Below are 18,253 nucleotides of genomic sequence, written 5' to 3'. Positions count from 1 at the left end.
CTTACTGGAGCGAGTCGATATCCGGCAATCAGTGGTGATGCCGACGTGTGCATTGCACCATGGCAGAGTCGATCCCGAGGATTCGTTTAAAATTTATTCCGCAGCTGCCCTTGCCGGCTATTGCGCGGCTCAATAGAGTTGCAAATTGTTTCTGTCGGACTAATGGACAGATTGGGCTAGGCCGGAAGCAACCGGCCAGAAGCGGGCAACCTAAATAAGCTCGCAGAGTTTAAGGGAGGTGCTCGGGGTGGGCTTGTCGACATTTTTTCCCGAGCCGGTGGATGGGCTATCGGGTATGTCACTGCCAAAGTTCATTATCGGAATGTGTTTTGCGCTGGCGATCGTGATCGTCTGGTCCTATTTGGGCGGCGCCTCGCTCGGTACGACGCTGTTTCGCGTCATCGGCTGTGCCATAGTCATCCAAATGGGTTATTTTCTACTGGTCTTTGCCATGGTCGCCAGAAATGCCCCGACCCCGGCCGACAAAATTCGCGACGCTGAACGAAAGCTGAGTTCGAACGAGGCGGCCGAAGGCGAGAAATTCAGCGCAAGGAGAGGCCTTCACTGATTTCGGGCCTGGCCGGGTCTGCGATGTCCATGTGACCTATGGTTAAGCTCGCCGGTCCTCTGACGAATTGCTCGCCTCGACAACACCGGCAGTCGGCATTCCTGTTCTTTCGTTTCCTTGACACTGCGGGCCTCGACGCGCTCGCTCCGCCCCGCCGCAGTCCGGTCGGCCAGGACCAGCAACTGGTTTTCCGCCAGTCGAGCGCTCTGATGGAGCGTGTAGGAACGGCTCTGCCAAGCGGCGCATTTCTGGAGCCATCCCGATTGAGGCTCGCCGCCTGCCCAGCCGGGCCATGACACCCAGCAGAATGAAAAACTGGACGGCGCCGATGATTTTGGCGATGCTTGCTTCGCACTTGCAGCATAGGCGTTTGGGCCGATGCATTTCAGGTTGGGCGGTGGGTCATTGAGCGGTCGGGGCGAGGAAATCCGCAACGACTTCTGCAATCGAGAGGCATGTCCATGACATCATTCCAGGTCTGCGTGATCATCGCCGCACGCAATGCGGCGCGGACAATCCCGGCTGCCATTGCATCGGCATTACGCGAACCTGAGGTTGCGGAAGTTGTCGTCGTCGATGACGCGTCCACCGACGATACGGCGAAAGTCGCCCACGCAGCCGGCGACGGCACGGGCCGCCTGTCCGTCATCCGCTTCGACGTCAATCGCGGCCCCTCCTTTGCACGCAACGCCGCGATAGCCGGTTCCAGGTCGCCGTTCATCAGCATTCTGGACGCTGATGATTTCTTTTTCGAAGGCAGGTTTCACAGACTGTTCGCCAGCACCGATTGGGATTTCGCCGCAGACAACATCATGCTTGTCAGGGATGACGCGGCAACCGACGTTTCGAAAATCGTTGCTCCACCGTTCTCGCCCGAGCCGGAATTCCTCGATTTCGAGGGCTTCGTCGATGGCAATATCTCCAGGCGCCGTGTGCAACGAGGGGAACTGGGCTTCCTCAAGCCAGTGATCAGCCGCGCCTTCCTCGATCGGCATGGGCTGCGCTACGACGAGAAGCTGCGCCTGGGTGAAGACTATGAACTCTATGCGCGCGCGGTTGCCCATGGCGCGCGCTTCAAGGTCATCAAATCCTGTGGCTACGGCGCGATCGTGCGCGCCGATTCGCTGAGCGGACGGCACAAGACCCAGGACCTGAAGCATCTGGCCGATGCCGACCTGGCACTGCTTGCGATCGACAGTTTGCCGGAGGCATCGAAGGCTGCGCTGAGAAGGCACGAGCGGCACATCCGCGACAAATACCGGCTGCGGAAGTTTTTAGACGTGAAGGCTGAGCGCGGGTTGGCACCGGCCGCGGCCTACGCCTTGGCCGGCTCGTCCAACCTCACAGCCGTCGTCCGCGGCGTTGCCTCCGACAAGCTGGATGCGCTGTTTCGCCGCGCCGGCCTCGCCGCGAAGCGTCAGCATGTGCCGCCGCTGCGCTTCCTCATGGCCGGAACCAGCACGGCCAGCGATAGCTAGGCCCGTCAACGTGCGATGGCGGTAGCCACTCCGTTACCCTTAGGTCGGCTCGCACCATTTCAACGAGATTCATGAGTTTACGATCTAGGTGGTTGCCTATGCGCGCAGGGAATGGCAATCTATGTTGCGGTGCAGCAATTTTGGACGGCCAACCGAACTGGCCCGAGACATACCCTGTCGGAGGAGCTGGACGATGCAAGAAATGTCTTTTGAATGTGGACGGGCTCTAAGGCCGTTCACCAGCTCGACGATGACGGGGCGCTGACTACATGGCCTCGATCTTTCGCTTCCGATCGAGAGATCCGGCGCGCGACACGCAGACCGACACCTCGCGCCTCGATCGCTTGGCAAAGCTGCTGGACCAGATCGCGGCCGAAGTCGAGGCGGAGAAGAGCGGACTTGAGAACCGCTACAGGACAACGGCCACCAATGCCGCCTTTCTGGTCGAGGCGATGGAGAACGGTTCGGTCTCCTCGCGCAGGTCTTCCGAAGTCGGCGAACTGACCAGGTCGATTCTGAATTGCGAGCGGCGCATCACAGCGCTGTCGCGCCAGATGCAGATGATGAAGGATCTCCGTCATTCGCTGGATGAAATCTTCGAGCCGAAGCGGCAGAACGGTCCCGACATGAGGACTGATTTTGTGAAGCCCGCCGATTCCGGCACGGGCTGAGCGAACACCCTGGGTCGGCGCAATGGTTTAGGCACAACACGGAGCTTGGGAGCGACAGAGGTCAAGATCAGGTTGTTTCGTCACGGTTCGAACGATCGCTTTGGGGGCGCACAGCACAAGGTGAGTTTTGATATGAATGCAGATCTTAAAAGCACGTCCGCCCCGGCACCCCGCGGCACCCCGTTCACGCGCCCGATCTCAGGCAAGCTGCGGCCGCTCCGTTCAGACGGCGCGTTTCTGCTGATCGTTCTCGTCAGTCTGGTTGCGGGCCTTGTACCCGTCCGTGCGCAGGATCTGCCAACCGCGCCGTCTTTTGTCGATGATTTCACCAGCCTCAGTCGCGCGCGCTGGTACATTTCCGACGGCTGGACGAACGGCAAGCATCAGAACTGCACCTGGTCCAAAAACCTGATCGGGCTTTCCGACGGCATGCTGACGCTCGGTTTCGAGAAGCGCAAGCTGAAGGATCGCGAATTCGCCTGCGCCGAGATCCAGACCAAGCAGCGCTTCGGCTACGGCACCTACGAGGCGCGGATGAAGACCGACACGGGCTCCGGCGTCAACGCGGCATTCTTCAGCTTCGTCGGCGATGCCGACAAGCAGCCGCATGATGAAATCGACTTCGAGGTGCTGACCAAGGACACGTCCAAGGTTCAGGTCAACGCCTACATAGCCGGCAAAGGCAAGAACGAGAAACTGGTCGACGTCGCCGGCGGCACCGACAAGGCCTTCAACGACTACGCCTTCGTCTGGGAAAAAGACCGGCTGCGCTGGTACGTCAACGGCAAGCTTGTCCACGAGATCACCGATCCGGCGAAGCTGCCCACCCATTCGCAAAGGATCTATTTCAGCCTGTGGGGCAGCGACACGATGAAGGGCTGGATGGGGCCGTTCTCGGATCCGGGCCGCAAGCTCACCATGCAGGTGGATCGCGTTGCGTTCACCGCACTCGGCCAGCCCTGCCAATTCCCGGAATCGCTGGCATGCAACACAAACTAGAAGCGCATCTGAACCGGCCGGGCCGAAGGTGGTCGGAAAACCGAAGCTTGAACACGCCCGAAGCCTTGAACAGGAATGAAACCGAATGAATTTGACTGTCTTTGGAATCGGCTATGTCGGTCTTGTACAGGCGGCGGTGCTTGCCGAAGTCGGCCACCAGGTGGTCTGTGTCGACATCGATGCAAAAAAGGTCGAAAGGCTCAACCAGGGCCATGTCCCGATCTTCGAGCCCGGTCTCGAAAATATGGTCAAGGAGAACCATGCCGCCGGCCGCATCAAGTTCACCACCGACGCCGCCGCGGCGATCAAGCATGGACAGATCCAGATGATCGCCGTCGGCACGCCGCCGGGCGAGGATGGTTCGGCAGACCTCAAATATGTGCTGGCCGTCGCCGAGGCTATCGGTCGTGAGATGGACGCGCCCAAGATCGTCGTCGGCAAGTCGACCGTGCCGGTCGGCACCTGCGAAAGAATAAAGGCCAGGATCGCCGAGACGCTGAAGGCGCGCGGGCGCGAGGATCTGGTTTTCGACGTCGCCTCCAATCCGGAATTCCTCAAGGAAGGGTCCGCTGTGAGCGACTGCATGAAGCCCGACCGCATCATCGTCGGCACCAGCAACGAGGACACCGAGGCGGTGATGCGCGAGCTCTACGCGCCGTTCAACCGCAACCACGAAAAGATGATCGTGATGGACGTGCGCAGTGCCGAGTTCACCAAATACGCGGCCAATTGCATGCTGGCGACCAAGATCAGCTTCATGAATGAAATGGCCAACCTGGCCGAGCAACTGGGCGCCGACATCGAGGAGGTCCGCAAGGGCATCGGCAGCGACCCGCGGATCGGCTACCACTTCATCTATCCGGGCCTCGGCTATGGCGGCTCGTGCTTCCCGAAGGATGTGCGTGCCCTGATCAAGACCGCCGAGGCTGTCAAGTTCGACGCCAAGCTGCTGCGTGCCGTCGAGGAGCGCAACAACCAGCAGAAGTCGGTCCTGTTCGAGAAGGTGCACCGCTATTTCAAGGGCAATCTCAAAGGCAAAACCTTTGCGCTGTGGGGCCTCGCCTTCAAACCCAATACCGACGACATGCGCGAGGCCCCGGCCCGCACGCTGATGGAAGCGCTCTGGGCCGCCGGTGCCAATGTCCAGGCCTATGATCCGGAGGCGATGCAGGAATGCCAGGCGATCTACGGGCTGCGCGACGACCTGCAACTGTGCGGCACCAAGGAGGCCGCGCTGCGAGGCGCCGACGCGCTCTTGATCGTGACCGAGTGGAAGAGTTTCAGCGCGCCGTCCTTCGATGCATTGAAGAACGCGCTGACCAGGCCCGTCATCTTCGACGGACGCAATCTCTACGACCCCAAGGTCATCGCCCGCCACGGCATCGAATACCACAGCATCGGCAGAATGGCGGCGTGACGCTAGGGCGGTCCAGCAAGGAGCCAGGTCCATGAAAGTTCTGTTTGCAGGCGGCAACGGCTACACACCGCAGTTCAGCGGTGGCGTTCAGTCGAGCACGCACCATCTGGTCGAGCAGCTGCGCGAGCACGGTCATGACGCCTCGGTGCTGGCGGCGCTGTTCGGTGACGGCATGTTCGGTTTCAAGGCGCGCGCCAAGATGAAGCTCCTTCGCCAGCGCGCGGTCATCGACAGCTATCCCGGCTATCCTGTCGTGCGGGCGTGGTTTCCCTGGGAGGCGGCCCGCTTCGCCGTCGAACGGCTCGATCCCGATGTCGCCGTCGTGCAGTGCCACAAATCGGTGCCGATCGGAAAGGCGCTGCAGGCGCTCGGCGTGCCGCTGGTGGTCTATCTGCGGAACGTCGAATTCCACGAATTGGCCGGCGACCTGCGCGAATTGCATTCGGCGCTTTATATCGCCAACTCCGAATTCACGGCGCGCACCTATAAGGAAAAGTTCGGCATCGACTCGACCGTAATCCCGCCGACCATCAATCCCGGGCTCTACAGCACGCCGACCACCGGCGAATTCGTCACGCTGATCAATCCTTACAATGAAAAAGGGTTCGAACTCGCCGTGCGCATCGCCGGCCAATGCCCCGAAATCCCGTTCCTGTTCGTCGAAAGCTGGAAGCTCGACGACGACCACCGGGCGCAGATCGAACGGATCATCGCGCCGCTACGCAACGTCAGGCTGGAAAGCCGCACCAGCGACATGAAGACCGTCTATGGCCGCACCAAGATCCTGCTGGCGCCCAGCAAATGGGAAGAAGCTTGGGGGCGGGTGGCATCCGAGGCCCATTGCAGCGGCATTCCAGTCGTCGGATCCCGCCGCGGCGGCCTGCCGGAAGCGATTGGCGCCGGCGGCGTTGTGCTCGACTATGACGCACCGCTCGACGACTGGGTCGCCGCGGTCAGGCGACTATGGAGCGACAAGGCCGAGTACGATCGGCTGTCGGCGGCGGCGCAGCTGTTTTCGGAGCGGCCGCAAATGAACCCCGACAATCAGTTCACGACCTTCCTCGGCGTTCTCGACAACGCCAGGCAAGGCGCGCTGGAGCGTGCCGCCTGATGCATTTCGTCCAAAATCGTTTATGTCGCCCAACAGCCCGCTTTTGCGCCTGACCGGGGTGTGAGCGGCTTTGGGACAACAACATGCACAACACCAGACGCTTGAAGCGCCTCGCACGGCGGCGACGGGCGTCAGCCCTCATCCGCGCGAGCAGATCGCCGACCGGCCTCGAAAGATCGTCCATTCGATGAAGATTTGCTTCGTAGTTGATAAGTTCCCCTCTTTGTCGGAGACCTTCGTCCTTGACCAGATAGAAGGGTGCCTCGAGCGCGGCATGCAAGTCGGCGTCGTCTGCAACGAGACGTCCTTCGGCAAGGACAGCAACATCGACGATCGCCGCTGGCAGGCTCTCCCTGGCAAGGTCGTCTGCTGGTGGGGCGGGCTGGGGCGCTTTCGCCCGACGCTCAGGAAATGGTCGGGCAGGTTCTGGGATAAGCTCTCGACCGCCGTCGACATCGCTTTTGCGCGCAAATTGCAGAACGCCGATGTGATCGTCGCGCATTTCGGCAATAACGGCATGCGCGTCGCCCGCGCCATGAAACGAGGCCGGATTTCCGCTCCTTTGGTGACCATATTCCACGGCCGCGATGTCGGCGAACCGCTGCATGACAACACACTCACGCGCTACAAGGTTGTCTTCGACAAGGGTGTTCTCCAGCTCCCGGTGAACGCGTTTTTCCGCGACGCCCTGATCGGCGTCGGCGCACCCCCGGCGCAAGTCATGGTTCACCATATGGGCGTGCGGCCCGGTGAGATCGGCTACCATTGGCGTTCCTGGGAACGGGACACACTGTCCTTCATCTCGGTCTGCCGGCTGACCGAAAAGAAGGGCATCGAATTCGCCCTTCGGGCGCTCGCCAGCCTGCCGCGGCGCGACTGGGTCTATTCGGTGATTGGCGGCGGCGAATTGCTGCAAGAGTTGAAGAACCTCGCCGCAAATCTCGGCATTGCCGACCGGGTGACTTTCCTCGGGCCGCGTCCGCACGCCGAGGTCAAGCAGCGCCTGCGCGATGCCCACGTATTCCTGTTGCCGAGCGTTACCGCGCGAGACGGCGATCTCGAGGGTATTCCGGTGGCGTTGATGGAGGCTATGGCCGCCGGGCTGATCGTCGTCAGCACCTATCACTCGGGCATTCCCGAACTGATCGAAGATCAGGAGACGGGCTTCCTCGCACCGGAGCGAGACGTTGCGGCGTTGGCCCGCAAGCTTGTCTGGGTGGCCGAAAACCCGGACAAATGCGAGCGCATCGCACGTGCGGCGCGCCGTAAGATCGAGCAGGATTTCAACGCGGACGTGCTCAACGAACGTTTTGCGCAGATCGTTGCCCAGCTGGCCGAAGCCGGGCGCCCGGCATGAACGCCAACCCGCCCCCCCAGTTCGGTCGTGTCGCCCTGCGCGGCGGCGTGGTGACGATCGGCGCGCAAGGCTTCAAGATGGCGATCCAGTTTCTCTCCGTCATCGTGCTTGCGCGTCTGCTCGTGCCCGAGGATTTCGGCCTGGTGGCTTCTGTCGGGCCGATCGTGGCCTTTGTCGGACTGCTTCAAAACCTTGGCCTGCAGCAGGCTGTGGTCCAGCGCAAGGATATCAGCACGGAGCAGCTCAACCAGGTATTCTGGATCAGTGCGTTGGTCGGGCTGGGCAGTGCCGTGATGGTGGCATGCCTGGCGCCCGCCATCGCCGCCTTCTACGGCGATCAACGCATGGTCGGGATCACCATCGGCTCTGCCTTGCCGCTGCTGCTTGGCAGCCTCGCCGCGGTGCCGCTGGCGCTGATGAACCGTCACTTGCGCTTTGGCCAGCTCGCGCTGAACGACATGATAACCGCTGCTGCCGGACTTGCGACTACAGCAGCCGCGGCCTATGCGGGGCTGGGCTACTGGTCGCTGGTCATCGGCCCGGCGGTATCGGCTGTTGTCGCGCTGGCCGCGGCATGGCAGGTGGCGCGCTGGACGCCGTCGCGGCCGGACCTGAAGGTCGATACCGACATATTGTCCTTCGGCGCCAATCTGACCGGCTTCAATCTGGCCAACTTCTTCTCGCGCAATCTCGACAACATCCTGATCGGAAAATATTCGGGCGCGATCGAGCTCGGCTATTATGACCGCGCCTATAAGCTCCTGCTGTTCCCGCTGCAGAACATCAACCAGCCGCTGACACGCGTGATGGTGCCGCTGCTGAGCCGCATCCATGAGGACAAGGCGCGGTTTCGCGACATCTATGTGCGAACCAACTGGATGCTGGCGGCCGTCACCATGCCCGGCATCGCGGCGCTGACGCTAACGTCGGACCAGGTCGTCGGGCTTCTCTTCGGCGAGCGCTGGGCGGCGGTGGCGCCGATTTTCGCCTGGCTGGGCATCGCCAGCCTGATCCAGTCCGTCTCGAGCACCACGGGATGGATCTTCATCTGCCAGGGCAAGACCAAGACCATGTTCCACTGGGGCATCTACTCGTCGCTGACGACGGTCGCCGCCTTCATCATCGGATTGCACTGGGGGGCCGTCGGTGTCGCGGCGGCCTATGCAATCAGCGGCTATGTGCTGCGCGTCCCGGTGCTTGCCGTCCTGGTCCACCGGGTCGGCCCGGTGACCGCAGCCGACTTCCTGATCATGCAGGGGCTTTTCATCGTATCGTCGCTGCTTGCCTGGTCCGTGTACCGCGAGTTGCCGGCATCGCTGACCGGCCAATCAGACCTGCTCGCGGTGGTCCTGGCGGTTGCCCTCAACTATTCGATCGGCCTGATCCTCATGCTTGCCCTTCGCCAGTCGCGCAGCGCCCTGTTCACCACGCTTTCCAGCGCCATGCGCAACGCCCGCTAGGCGAGCGATCACCGGCCTCAAAAGCTCACCTGCCGACATCGCCGACGCATGCTCCTCAAGCACTGCCTGAAGGCTCGTCCTGCGATAGAGGTCGAGATTGGCGGTAAGTCTGCCGAGCTTCTCGCTCGCTTCCTCGGGCGTCACCGTATCGATGTCGAGCAGCAGGTCGGCGACGCCGATCCGCTTGGCAAGCTCCTTGGTCTTGAATTCATAGGCGATCGGCAGCACCGGCGTGCCGACGCAGAGCGACATGATCATCATATGCATGCGTGTTGCGACGACAAAGTCGAAGCCTTTCACCAGGGCCATCAATTGCTCCGGCGTGTGGAACGAAGCGTCCACGCTGACATGCTTGGCGATCTCCGGATCGAGTTCGGCAACGATCGCCCTCGCCGTCTTGGAATCGTCATGGGCGTATTCCGGCACGCCCTGGCAGGTGGAGACGAAGGTGACCTCCTTGGCGTGGTCCCTGACCAGGATAGTCGCGATCTCGCGGATCGAGTCGATGTAGCGGCGCATGCCGCCCTCGCCGTCGCTGACATAGTTCCAGTGACGGACGGAAATGGCGACGCGGCCGGTGACGGTCGCCGACTGGCCGGAGGCCAGAATTTTTCCGATCCTGTCAGTGTCGGCCAGGGCAAAGACGGCGTCGGCCACGACGTGGCATTTGCCGGGGTTTTTCACCATGTCCACAATGTGGCCCCGCGAACGTTCGTCGCGCAGCAGGATGAGCGGGCTCCGGTCGAAGATCGGGCTCAACTCCTGGCGATTGTAACTTTTGTTGAACGGGCCGAGCGATTGTGTGAAGAAGACTGGGTCCTTGCCCAGAATCGCGTCGATCCTGAATTGATTGAGGCGCCGCTCCAGATTGTAGGTCTCGACGAGATAGGTTCCGCCTGTCGTGACCACGAGATCGGCGTCTTTGTAGATCTCGAGACCACGGCGATTGCTTGAGCTGAACAAACGCCCAACAACGCCGCGGATGCCGAACCGCCGCAGGGCATTGAGGACGAGCCGATTGTAGATCGGCTTGAACAGGTTCTTCAGCCCGCTGCCGTATTTGTAGCGGAACAGCGATTCCGACAGCAGCTTGTGGAATTCGAGGTCCGGATAGTCCTTCTTCGTGTAGAGCCTCGCCGCCACCTCCGGCTGGCTGTCGAAGACGTAGAACTGGATATCGTCCTGCACGATCGTCTTGAAAACATGGCGAATCGCCAGGAGAATCGCTGCATCCCCGGTATTCAGGCAGACGGTGTTTTCAACCGCGATCTTCATGGAATGACCTCATTTCGTGAGTAGTCCCGTGCTTCCATCGACGGGCGCGAAGGGGCGAATTGCAGGCGGGTTGGCCGAAAATGCTGCACGCCAAGGATGGTCCTCGCGTCGTGATTATTGGCGCGCAGTCCGATGGCAGGCCAGCGCGCGGTCCATGCGGCCCAAGCAGAGCGAGATTAACCCATCGATTTTGCAGTGCAACAAAAAACGTGGATCTTTGCTACGCTGCAACCAAAAATGTTGCGATGCAGCAAGAGGTGTACTAGCATCGTCGCGGGCGGGCCAACAGCGGTCGAGTTTTCATGCTGCATGTCTTGTACTTGGTACACGACGTCTCCGACCCGGCAGTGCGCCGGCGGATCATAATGCTCAAGGCAGGCGGCGCCCAGGTCACGCTGGCGGGCTTTCGTCGTACGGCAAGCGCAGTTGCTGATGTCGAGGGCTTGCAGCCGATCGATCTCGGCCCGACTCGTGATGGCCGATTCGCCCAACGTCTGGCCGCGATCATGAAGGCGGTGGTCTCGACCGGCTCGAAGCTGGGCTCAATGCCACGGCCCGATCTCATTATCGCGCGCAATCTGGAAATGCTGGCGCTTGCCCGCCGCGCCAGGTCGGCTTTCCAGGCAACAGTGCCGATCGTCTACGAGTGCCTGGACATCCATCGCCTGCTGCTTCGCGACGATTCGCTGGGCTGGGCGATGCGCGGTGCGGAACGCTTCCTAGCCAGGGATGTGAAGCTTCTGGTGACCAGCTCTCCGGCCTTCATCGCTAACTATTTCAAGCCGTTCGGACAGGTTGCCGCTCCGGTCGAACTGCTCGAAAACAAGCATTTCGAGCCGGCCGCAGCTTCGCTGGATGACCGCATTACGGCGGAGAATCCCGTTGCGCCGCCGTGGCGGATCGGCTGGTTCGGTGCGCTCCGCTGCCGTCGCTCCCTGGAGCTTCTGGCCGAATTTTCGCGCCGCCTCGACGGCCGCTTTGAAATCGTCCTCAGAGGCCGGCCGGCGCTGTCCGAATTTCCCGATTTCCATGGTTTTGTTCAATCGGAACCCTGGCTGTCGTTTGGCGGGCCCTACCGCAATCCCGAGGACATGGCGGCGATCTACCACGAGGTTCACTTTTCCTGGGCCATCGACTTTTTTGAGCAGGGCCTGAACTCCGAATGGCTGCTGCCGAACCGGCTCTATGAAGGCTGCCGCTTCGGAGCTGTGCCGATTTCGATGGGAACCACCGAAACCGGCCGGTTCCTCGACCGGCAAGGCATCGGGGTTCTATTGTCAGAAGCCACCCCCGAGGCGCTCGAAGCCGCAGTCGGCACGATGGAGCAGCATCGGTTCGAGACATTGAGGGCGCGTGTTCTTGCCCGCAATCCGCGCACCTGGAGCCACGACCGCGCCGATTGCCGGGCGTTTGTGGAAAAGCTCCGCGGGCTGACTGCGGCTCCCGGTCCATATGCTGCCGAAGCATTGGCATAGAAGGACTGCCGATGACGCAAACCGACATTCCATCCTGCATGATCGTGGTTCCGTGCCTGAACGAAGCGGCCCATATCGGCGCATTGCTTCGAGAGCTTCGCCCTGCGGCCGAGAGGCTGGGCGCCGTGATCATCGTTGCCGATGGCGGCAGTACCGACGGCACCAGGACGATCGTCGCGGATATCGCCGCAAAAGATCAGCGGGTGACCCTGCTGCACAATGAAAAGCGCTTGCAGAGCGCGGCGATCAATCTCGCCGTCGCCAGATTCGGGGAAGGCGTCGACTATCTCATTCGCATCGATGCGCACGGCGGCTATCCCGCGGATTATTGCGACCGGCTGATCGAAGAAGCGCAGGCCACCGGCGCGGATTCGGTCGTCGTCTCGATGCTGACCAGTGGCAGCGGCATGGTTCAGAAAGCAGCGGCAGCGGCGCAGAATTCCAGGCTCGGCACCGGCGGCTCCAAGCACCGGCACCTTTCGGCGGGGGAATGGGTCGATCATGGCCACCATGCGCTGATGCGGATATCGGCCTTCACCGCGGTCGGCGGCTATGACGAGACGTTCAGCCACAATGAGGATGCCGAACTCGACTATCGGCTCCGCCAGGCCGGCTACCGCATCTGGATGACCGGCAAGACGCAGATGGTCTACTACCCGCGCTCCTCGCTAAAGGGCCTCTATTTTCAGTATCTCGGCTATGGCCGTGGCCGGGCGAAGAACGTTCTCAAGCACCGCATGATCCCGAAGATCCGGCAAATGGTGCCGCTTCTGGTGTTCCCCGTGGTTCTTCTCGCCGCCTTTTCCTTCGTCCACTGGCTGGCGGCCGTGCCGCTTTTGCTATGGGCGTCGGTCTGCCTCGGCTACGGCTTTTTGACCGCCGTCAGCCAGCGCAAACCCGACATTGCGCTTGCCGGGGTCTCGGCGATGGTTATGCATTTCGGCTGGTCGGTCGGTTTCTGGCTGCAACTGCTCGCACCGCGACCGCAGCGCGAGGTAGCGTGATGGAGCCGGTCAGGAAAAATCGAAGCATCGATATCTGCATCTGCACATTTCGCCGGCCGGAGCTTGCCGACACGCTTCGCTCCATAGCGGCCATGGATATGCCCGTGGGATTCGACGTCGGTGTCATCGTTGCGGACAACGACGATACGCCGACGGCCGAAACGCTGGTCGCCAGGCTGGCGGGGGAGTTGAAGCTGCCGGTGACCTATCGGCACGCCCCGGCCCGCAACATCTCGATCGCGCGCAACGCTTGCCTCGATGCCAGTGCGAGCGATTTCGTCGCCTTTATCGACGACGACGAGACGGCCACCGCCGGCTGGCTTGCCGAACTGGTGGCGACGGCGGAAGCAACTGGTGCTGCGGCCGTTCTCGGGCCGGTGCGAGCCCGTTACCGGGCGGATGCGCCCGCCTGGATGCGCAAGGGTGATTTCCACTCGACCCTACCGGTCTGGGTCCGCGGCGAGATCCGCACCGGCTATACCTGCAACGTCCTGCTCAGGATTGGGGCTGAGAGCCTGCGCGGCCAGCGCTTCAGCCTGGCACGTGGCCAGACCGGTGGCGAAGATACGGAATTCTTCGACCAGATGGTCAAGGCCGGCGGCCGCATCGCCTTTTCGCCGGAGGCTTGGGTCGACGAAGCGGTGCCACCTGCCAGGGCGGCATTCGACTGGCTCGGCCGCCGCCGGTTCCGCGTCGGGCAGACGCACGGTCATCTTCTGGGGCGCAATGTACACGGCCTTGCCCGGCTCAAGCAGGTCGGCATTGCCGCGGCAAAGGCCGCCTACAGTTTCCTGTCGGCAATTCCGGTCGCCATCGACCCCGTGCGCCGGAACCGCAGCCTGCTTCGCGGCATTATGCATGTCGGCGTCGTCACCGGCCTCGTCGGGGTTCGTGAAATCCGCCAATACGGTCTGTCTTCGCCGCAGCAAGGGGGCAAGCGTGCAGCCTGACGTGAGCTTCGTGATTGCCGCCTACAATGCCGAGGCGACCATCGATCGGGCGATCGCCAGCGCCATTGCCCAGCGCAATGTCAGCGTCGAGGTCATCGTCGTCGACGACGGGTCGGCCGACCGGACGCTCGATCTGGCGAGATCCTACCCCGAAGGCATCGTACGCGTGGTCGCGCTTGAGCAAAACCGTGGCCCCGGCGGCGCCAGGAACGCCGGCCTTGAACTTGCCCGCGGCAGGTGGGTCGCGGTCCTCGATTCCGACGACGCGGTCTATCCCGGGCGAATCTGCACCATGATCGAACGCGCGGAGAAGGCGGGCGCCGAGATCGCGGTCGATAATCTGCAGGTCGTTCGGGAGGATGGCGTTGCCGAAGAGACGATGTTCCCGGCCGACTATCTGGAAGGGCTCGGTGAAATCTCGCTGGCGGATTACATCGCCGGCAATGTGGTCTTCGAATCGAGATTCAATCTCGGCTATCTCAAGCCGATCTTCCAGCGCCGGTTCCTGAACGAAAACGGGCTGCGCTACGATGAAAGCTTGATCATCGGCGAAGACTATATCCTCCTGGCCAATGCTCTGGCCAAAGGCGGCAAATGCGTGGTCGAACCGACGACAGGCTATGTCTACCACATCCGCACCGGCTCCATTTCCCGGGTGCTGGAGCTTCATCACGTCGAGGCGATGCGCAGGGCCGATGCCATCTTCGCCGGAACCCATTCCATGGATGCTGCGGCCGCGGCGGCGTTTGCCAGGCGCGCTCGCAGCCTGCGGCGGGCGGCGTCATTCCTGTCGCTGGTTCAGCACATCAAGGCGCGGTCCCCGCTTAAGGCGATATGGACGGCGCTCAGCGATCCGGCGGCGGTTCGGCATATGAGCATGCCGATCGCCGTCCGGCTGCGAAGGGTAGCGGCACAGTTTGCCGTGGTGGCGGGGAGGTGAAGGGCTGCGGGCGAATGAAGATAGTTTTCGCCGCCTGCGACGGGTTGAAATCGATCAGAAGGAATATGCAATGAAAAAAGTCAGGAAGGCAGTCATACCGGTGGCAGGGCTTGGAACGCGGTTCCTGCCGGCGACCAAATCCATGCCGAAGGAAATGCTGCCGGTGGTCGACAGGCCTGTCGTGCAATATGCGGTGGATGAGGCGTTCGAGGCAGGTATCGAGCACATCGTCTTCGTTACCGGCCGCAACAAGGCGGTGATCGAGGACTATTTCGACCTGCATCCTGAACTGATCGGAACCCTGGAGCAGAGCGGCAAGAAGGCGCAGCTTGAAGCGCTCGAAAGCCTGCTTCCCGTCGCCGGCGCGACAAGTTTCATCCGCCAGCAGTCGCCGCAGGGCCTCGGCCATGCCGTGTGGTGCGCGCGCGAAGTCATCGGCGACGAGCCCTTTGCATTGCTTTTGCCGGACATGGTGTCCTTTGGCGGGCGCGGCTGTCTCGCCGAAGTCGCCGATCTTTATGCACAGACCGGCGCAAACGTCATCGCCGTCGAGCGTTGCGACCCGACCGAGACCAGCAAATACGGCATTGTCGGCCGCGGCGCGGATGTCGGCACTGGCTTCGAGGTGACGGCCATGGTCGAAAAGCCGGCTCCGGCCAACGCCCCGTCGAACTTTTACATCAACGGCCGCTACATCCTGCAGCCCGAGATATTCTCGCTGCTGGGCAGCCAGCAACGCGGCGCCGGCAACGAGATCCAGCTGACCGACGCGATGGTGCGCCTCGCACAGACGCAAGCCTTCTTTGCCCAGCCTTTCGACGGCCGCATGTTCGACTGCGGTTCGAAGGAGGGCTTTATCCAGGCCAATATCGCTTTCGCGCTGGCGCGGGAGGATATGAAGGGCCCGATCTTCGATATGCTGCAGGAATTCGTCCGGTCGCATCAGCGTCGGGAAGAAGCCGCATAATGTCCATTTTTTCGAGGCATTGTGGGTGCGGCTGATGACGCAGGACAGGCCCGTTGCGCCGCGCGTAACGCGCACTGTCCGGCGCAAGGTTTGCACCCTATGTCCCGACCTTCGAGGCGGTAGCGCCTGCAAACTAGAATTGGACCGAAGATGAACTATGCCAATTTTCCTGTCGAGAAGAGGACGCCATTGCCGGCTTCGAGTGCGGCAAACGCCGAAGACTTCATCGACATCGAGCGCCTGCTTGGCATGGCCGCGCGGCAGGCGAAAGTGGTTGCCGCCTGTGCCGTCATCGGTCTCTTTCTCGGCGTCCTCTACTTACAGACGACGCCTCCTACCTATGTGGCGACGAGCAGCGTGCTGATCGACGAAGGATTGAACAAGGTCGTCGATGACATTTCGGCGGCGTCGGTCAGCATGCAGACCGACTCCGCCGTTCTGAGCCAGATCGAAATTCTGCAGTCGGCCAGGCTGGCGGGGGTGGTCGTCGACAAGCTGAAGCTCGATCAGAACGACGCTTTCATGAACCCTCCGACGTCGGCTCTGTCGAAGGTCGCAGGCTTTGTACGCGGTATCATCCAGTCTGTCCGCCCCAAGCGCGCCGCTAGCACGACCGACGTCACTCAGCTTGATGCTGCGACGCGTGACGCGATCACCGCATCGTCGTCGCCCCGCGACTACGCAATCTTCAAACTGCAGAACCAACTCGACGCCGAGCGGATCGGCCGAAGCTTTGTCATCAGCATCTCCTTCCAGGCGACGGATCCGGCGCTTGCGACCGCCATCACCAAGGCCTATGCCGACGCCTATCTCGCCGATCAGCTCGATGCCAGCTTCGACGCGACCGAGCGGGCGGCGGTCTGGCTGCAAGGCCGGCTGACCGAGCTTCGTGAGAGCTCCCAGGCGGCCGCACTGGCGGTCGAAAAGTTCAGGGCCGAACATGGATTGGCCGTCAATGACGGCCAGCTGATCAGCGACAAGCAACTGTCCGATCTCAACACCCAGCTGATCGTTGCGCAGGCCGATACCGCACGTGCCGGCGCCCGCTATCAGCAGTACAAGTCGATCGTCGAAAGCGGCTCGGACAATGCGTTCAAGGACGCTGCGATATCGAACGACCAGCCGAGCAGCTCGGTCATCACGACGCTCAAGAACCGCTATCTCACCGTCGCCAAGCGGCAGCAGGATGTCGAAGCCAATTTCGGCCCGCAACATCCGCAGGCCGTCGCGCTCGCCAAGGAGAAGGCCGACATATCGGCGCAGATTTTCGGCGAGCTGAAGCAGCTCACCGAAAGCTACCGCAACGAATACGAGGTCGCTCTGGCGCGCGAGACCGCGCTCCGCGCAAATGTCGCCTTGGCGGCAGGCAAGAGCTCCATCGACAACCAGTCGCAGGTCAAGCTGCGTGAACTGGAGCAGAAGGCGACGGCGCTCTCGACGCTCTATCAGACATTCCTGAACCGCTATGAGGAGGCTGCACAGCAGCAATCCTTCCCGGTAGGCAAGATCCGGGTCATCTCTGATGCGACGATGCCGCAGTCGGCCGCAACCCCGCGGACGGCCATCGTGCTGGGGCTTTCGCTGGCGCTTGGCATAATGATGGGGGCCGGGGTTGGCGGCCTGAATGAATTCAGGGAACGGTTCTTCAGGACCGGCGAGGATGTGCGCGACCGCGTCGGCCTCAGATTCCTCGGCTACCTGCCGGTCATCGGCAAGGCTGGGAAGGACGACCAGCGCGACGACGGTCAGCCCGACGTCAAGGCCTCCGAAACCAGGACTGCCAAGTCCTCCAAATCCCAGTCCTCCAAGACATTGTCGGCAGCCGAAAAACGTGCGCGCATGCGGGTAACCGTCGATGCACCGGCGTCAATGTTCTCCGAGACGCTGCGCAACGCCAAGATCGCCTTCGATGTCGTGATGGAAGGCCAGGGCAGCCGGGTCATTGGTGTGATTTCGGTGCTGCCCGGCGAAGGCAAGTCGACGGTTGCCGCCAATCTTGCCGGGCTGCTTGCCGCCAACGGATCGAAAACGCTGCTGATCGACGGTGACCTGCGCAACCCCGGCCTCAGCCGCAGCCTTGGCATGGAGGCCGAGCAAGGCCTGATGGAAGCGGTGGTGAGCGGGCGGACCTGGCAGTCGGTCGGCAAGATCGACCGGCAGACCAAGTTGGCGATCATCCCGGCCGTCCTGCGTGGCCATTTTTCGCACACCAGCGAGCTTCTGTCTTCGGCCGGCATGCGGCGCTTCATTGACAATGCCAAGGAAACTTTCGAATACATCATCGTCGATCTGCCGCCGCTCGGGCCAGTCGTCGACGCCAAGGCCTTCGCCCCACTTGTCGACGGTTTCGTGCTGGTCGCCGAGTGGGGACGCACGCCGCGGGCAATGGTGCAGTCCGTGCTGAGCTCAGAACCCTATATCGCCAAGAAGATCGTCGGCGCGGTTCTGAACAAGGTCGAATTGAAGAAACTGGCCAAGTATGGCTCGATCGGCGGCTCCGAAAGATTCTTCGACAAATATTCGAGCTACTATCTGGAAAAATCGGAAGCGAGCACAAAGGCGGCCGCCTGAGCGACGGATA

Annotated in this window: 14 protein-coding genes and 1 pseudogene; 14 read left to right on the top strand and 1 reads right to left on the bottom strand. The window is 61.9% G+C overall.

The genetic code is table 11. The features are described 5' to 3' along the window. Positions 1-247: 247 nt before the first annotated feature. The 8 genes from NKJ84_RS14410 (at position 248) to NKJ84_RS14375 (ending at position 9,061) form a co-directional block, all read left to right on the top strand. Entirely contained in the window at positions 248-568 is a 321-nt protein-coding gene (locus NKJ84_RS14410) for an exopolysaccharide production repressor protein (RefSeq protein WP_352506982.1), read from the top strand. 455 nt (positions 569-1,023) lie between these two features. Continuing rightward, complete coding sequence (locus NKJ84_RS14405) at positions 1,024-2,046, top strand: glycosyltransferase family 2 protein (RefSeq protein WP_352506981.1); 1,023 nt, start codon at positions 1,024-1,026, stop codon at positions 2,044-2,046. Between the two features lie 269 nt (positions 2,047-2,315). Beyond that, complete coding sequence (locus NKJ84_RS14400) at positions 2,316-2,717, top strand: hypothetical protein (protein ID WP_352506980.1); 402 nt, start codon at positions 2,316-2,318, stop codon at positions 2,715-2,717. A gap of 132 nt (positions 2,718-2,849) precedes the next feature. Beyond that, positions 2,850-3,716 (top strand): endo-1,3-1,4-beta-glycanase ExoK, encoded by an 867-nt coding sequence (gene exoK / locus NKJ84_RS14395; protein ID WP_352479829.1) that lies wholly within the window; start codon positions 2,850-2,852, stop codon positions 3,714-3,716. Positions 3,717-3,801: 85 nt separating this feature from the next. Then, positions 3,802-5,133 (top strand): UDP-glucose dehydrogenase family protein, encoded by a 1,332-nt coding sequence (locus NKJ84_RS14390; RefSeq protein WP_254816094.1) that lies wholly within the window; start codon positions 3,802-3,804, stop codon positions 5,131-5,133. 31 nt (positions 5,134-5,164) lie between these two features. After that, positions 5,165-6,244, top strand: a complete 1,080-nt coding sequence (locus tag NKJ84_RS14385; RefSeq protein ID WP_352506979.1) for a glycosyltransferase — start codon at positions 5,165-5,167, stop codon at positions 6,242-6,244. A gap of 187 nt (positions 6,245-6,431) precedes the next feature. Continuing rightward, positions 6,432-7,601, top strand: coding sequence for a glycosyltransferase (locus NKJ84_RS14380; protein WP_352506978.1), 1,170 nt, complete (start codon positions 6,432-6,434; stop codon positions 7,599-7,601). After that, a complete protein-coding gene (locus tag NKJ84_RS14375; RefSeq protein WP_352506977.1) occupies positions 7,598-9,061 on the top strand; it encodes a lipopolysaccharide biosynthesis protein in 1,464 nt (487 codons plus the stop codon). Before NKJ84_RS14380 ends, NKJ84_RS14375 begins: the two co-directional genes overlap by 4 nt. 222 nt (positions 9,062-9,283) lie before the next feature. Here NKJ84_RS14375 and NKJ84_RS14370 read toward each other — a convergent pair. Further along, positions 9,284-10,336, bottom strand: a pseudogene (locus NKJ84_RS14370) (polysaccharide pyruvyl transferase family protein); the annotation flags it as partial. 302 nt (positions 10,337-10,638) lie between these two features. Here NKJ84_RS14370 and NKJ84_RS14365 point away from each other — a divergent pair. From NKJ84_RS14365 to NKJ84_RS14340, 6 genes are all read left to right on the top strand, one after another. Beyond that, on the top strand, positions 10,639-11,811 hold the full coding sequence (locus NKJ84_RS14365) for a glycosyltransferase family protein (RefSeq protein WP_352506976.1): 1,173 nt from the start codon (positions 10,639-10,641) through the stop codon (positions 11,809-11,811). Between the two features lie 11 nt (positions 11,812-11,822). Further along, positions 11,823-12,815 carry a glycosyltransferase family 2 protein gene (locus NKJ84_RS14360; protein ID WP_352506975.1) on the top strand — a complete coding sequence of 331 codons (993 nt, stop codon included), beginning with the start codon at positions 11,823-11,825 and terminating at the stop codon, positions 12,813-12,815. After that, positions 12,815-13,765, top strand: coding sequence for a glycosyltransferase family 2 protein (locus tag NKJ84_RS14355; protein ID WP_352507004.1), 951 nt, complete (start codon positions 12,815-12,817; stop codon positions 13,763-13,765). Before NKJ84_RS14360 ends, NKJ84_RS14355 begins: the two co-directional genes overlap by 1 nt. Further along, positions 13,755-14,705, top strand: coding sequence for a glycosyltransferase family 2 protein (locus NKJ84_RS14350; RefSeq protein ID WP_254816101.1), 951 nt, complete (start codon positions 13,755-13,757; stop codon positions 14,703-14,705). Before NKJ84_RS14355 ends, NKJ84_RS14350 begins: the two co-directional genes overlap by 11 nt. A 70-nt stretch (positions 14,706-14,775) precedes the next feature. Further along, positions 14,776-15,672, top strand: coding sequence for a UTP--glucose-1-phosphate uridylyltransferase (locus tag NKJ84_RS14345; protein WP_254816102.1), 897 nt, complete (start codon positions 14,776-14,778; stop codon positions 15,670-15,672). Between the two features lie 150 nt (positions 15,673-15,822). Continuing rightward, the gene (locus NKJ84_RS14340; protein WP_352506974.1) at positions 15,823-18,243 is read left to right on the top strand and encodes a polysaccharide biosynthesis tyrosine autokinase; all 2,421 of its coding nucleotides are present in this window, start codon (positions 15,823-15,825) and stop codon (positions 18,241-18,243) included. The last annotated feature ends 10 nt before the right edge of the window (positions 18,244-18,253 follow it).

Source organism: Mesorhizobium sp. M0048 (assembly GCF_040323405.1).
In the GTDB taxonomy this organism is placed as follows: Bacteria; Pseudomonadota; Alphaproteobacteria; order Rhizobiales; family Rhizobiaceae; genus Mesorhizobium.
This window is presented reverse-complemented; position numbering and strand designations above follow the sequence as displayed.

Excerpts from the sequence above, each read along its gene's own strand:
- NKJ84_RS14365 (WP_352506976.1), top strand. The coding sequence starts at position 10,639 with ATGCTGCATGTCTTGTACTTGGTACACGACGTCTCCGACCCGGCAGTG.
- NKJ84_RS14355 (WP_352507004.1), top strand. The coding sequence starts at position 12,815 with ATGGAGCCGGTCAGGAAAAATCGAAGCATCGATATCTGCATCTGCACA.
- NKJ84_RS14400 (WP_352506980.1), top strand. The coding sequence starts at position 2,316 with ATGGCCTCGATCTTTCGCTTCCGATCGAGAGATCCGGCGCGCGACACG.
- NKJ84_RS14405 (WP_352506981.1), top strand. The coding sequence starts at position 1,024 with ATGTCCATGACATCATTCCAGGTCTGCGTGATCATCGCCGCACGCAAT.
- NKJ84_RS14345 (WP_254816102.1), top strand. The coding sequence starts at position 14,776 with ATGAAAAAAGTCAGGAAGGCAGTCATACCGGTGGCAGGGCTTGGAACG.
- NKJ84_RS14385 (WP_352506979.1), top strand. The coding sequence starts at position 5,165 with ATGAAAGTTCTGTTTGCAGGCGGCAACGGCTACACACCGCAGTTCAGC.
- NKJ84_RS14340 (WP_352506974.1), top strand. The coding sequence starts at position 15,823 with ATGAACTATGCCAATTTTCCTGTCGAGAAGAGGACGCCATTGCCGGCT.
- NKJ84_RS14360 (WP_352506975.1), top strand. The coding sequence starts at position 11,823 with ATGACGCAAACCGACATTCCATCCTGCATGATCGTGGTTCCGTGCCTG.
- NKJ84_RS14390 (WP_254816094.1), top strand. The coding sequence starts at position 3,802 with ATGAATTTGACTGTCTTTGGAATCGGCTATGTCGGTCTTGTACAGGCG.
- NKJ84_RS14380 (WP_352506978.1), top strand. The coding sequence starts at position 6,432 with ATGAAGATTTGCTTCGTAGTTGATAAGTTCCCCTCTTTGTCGGAGACC.
- exoK (WP_352479829.1), top strand. The coding sequence starts at position 2,850 with ATGAATGCAGATCTTAAAAGCACGTCCGCCCCGGCACCCCGCGGCACC.
- NKJ84_RS14375 (WP_352506977.1), top strand. The coding sequence starts at position 7,598 with ATGAACGCCAACCCGCCCCCCCAGTTCGGTCGTGTCGCCCTGCGCGGC.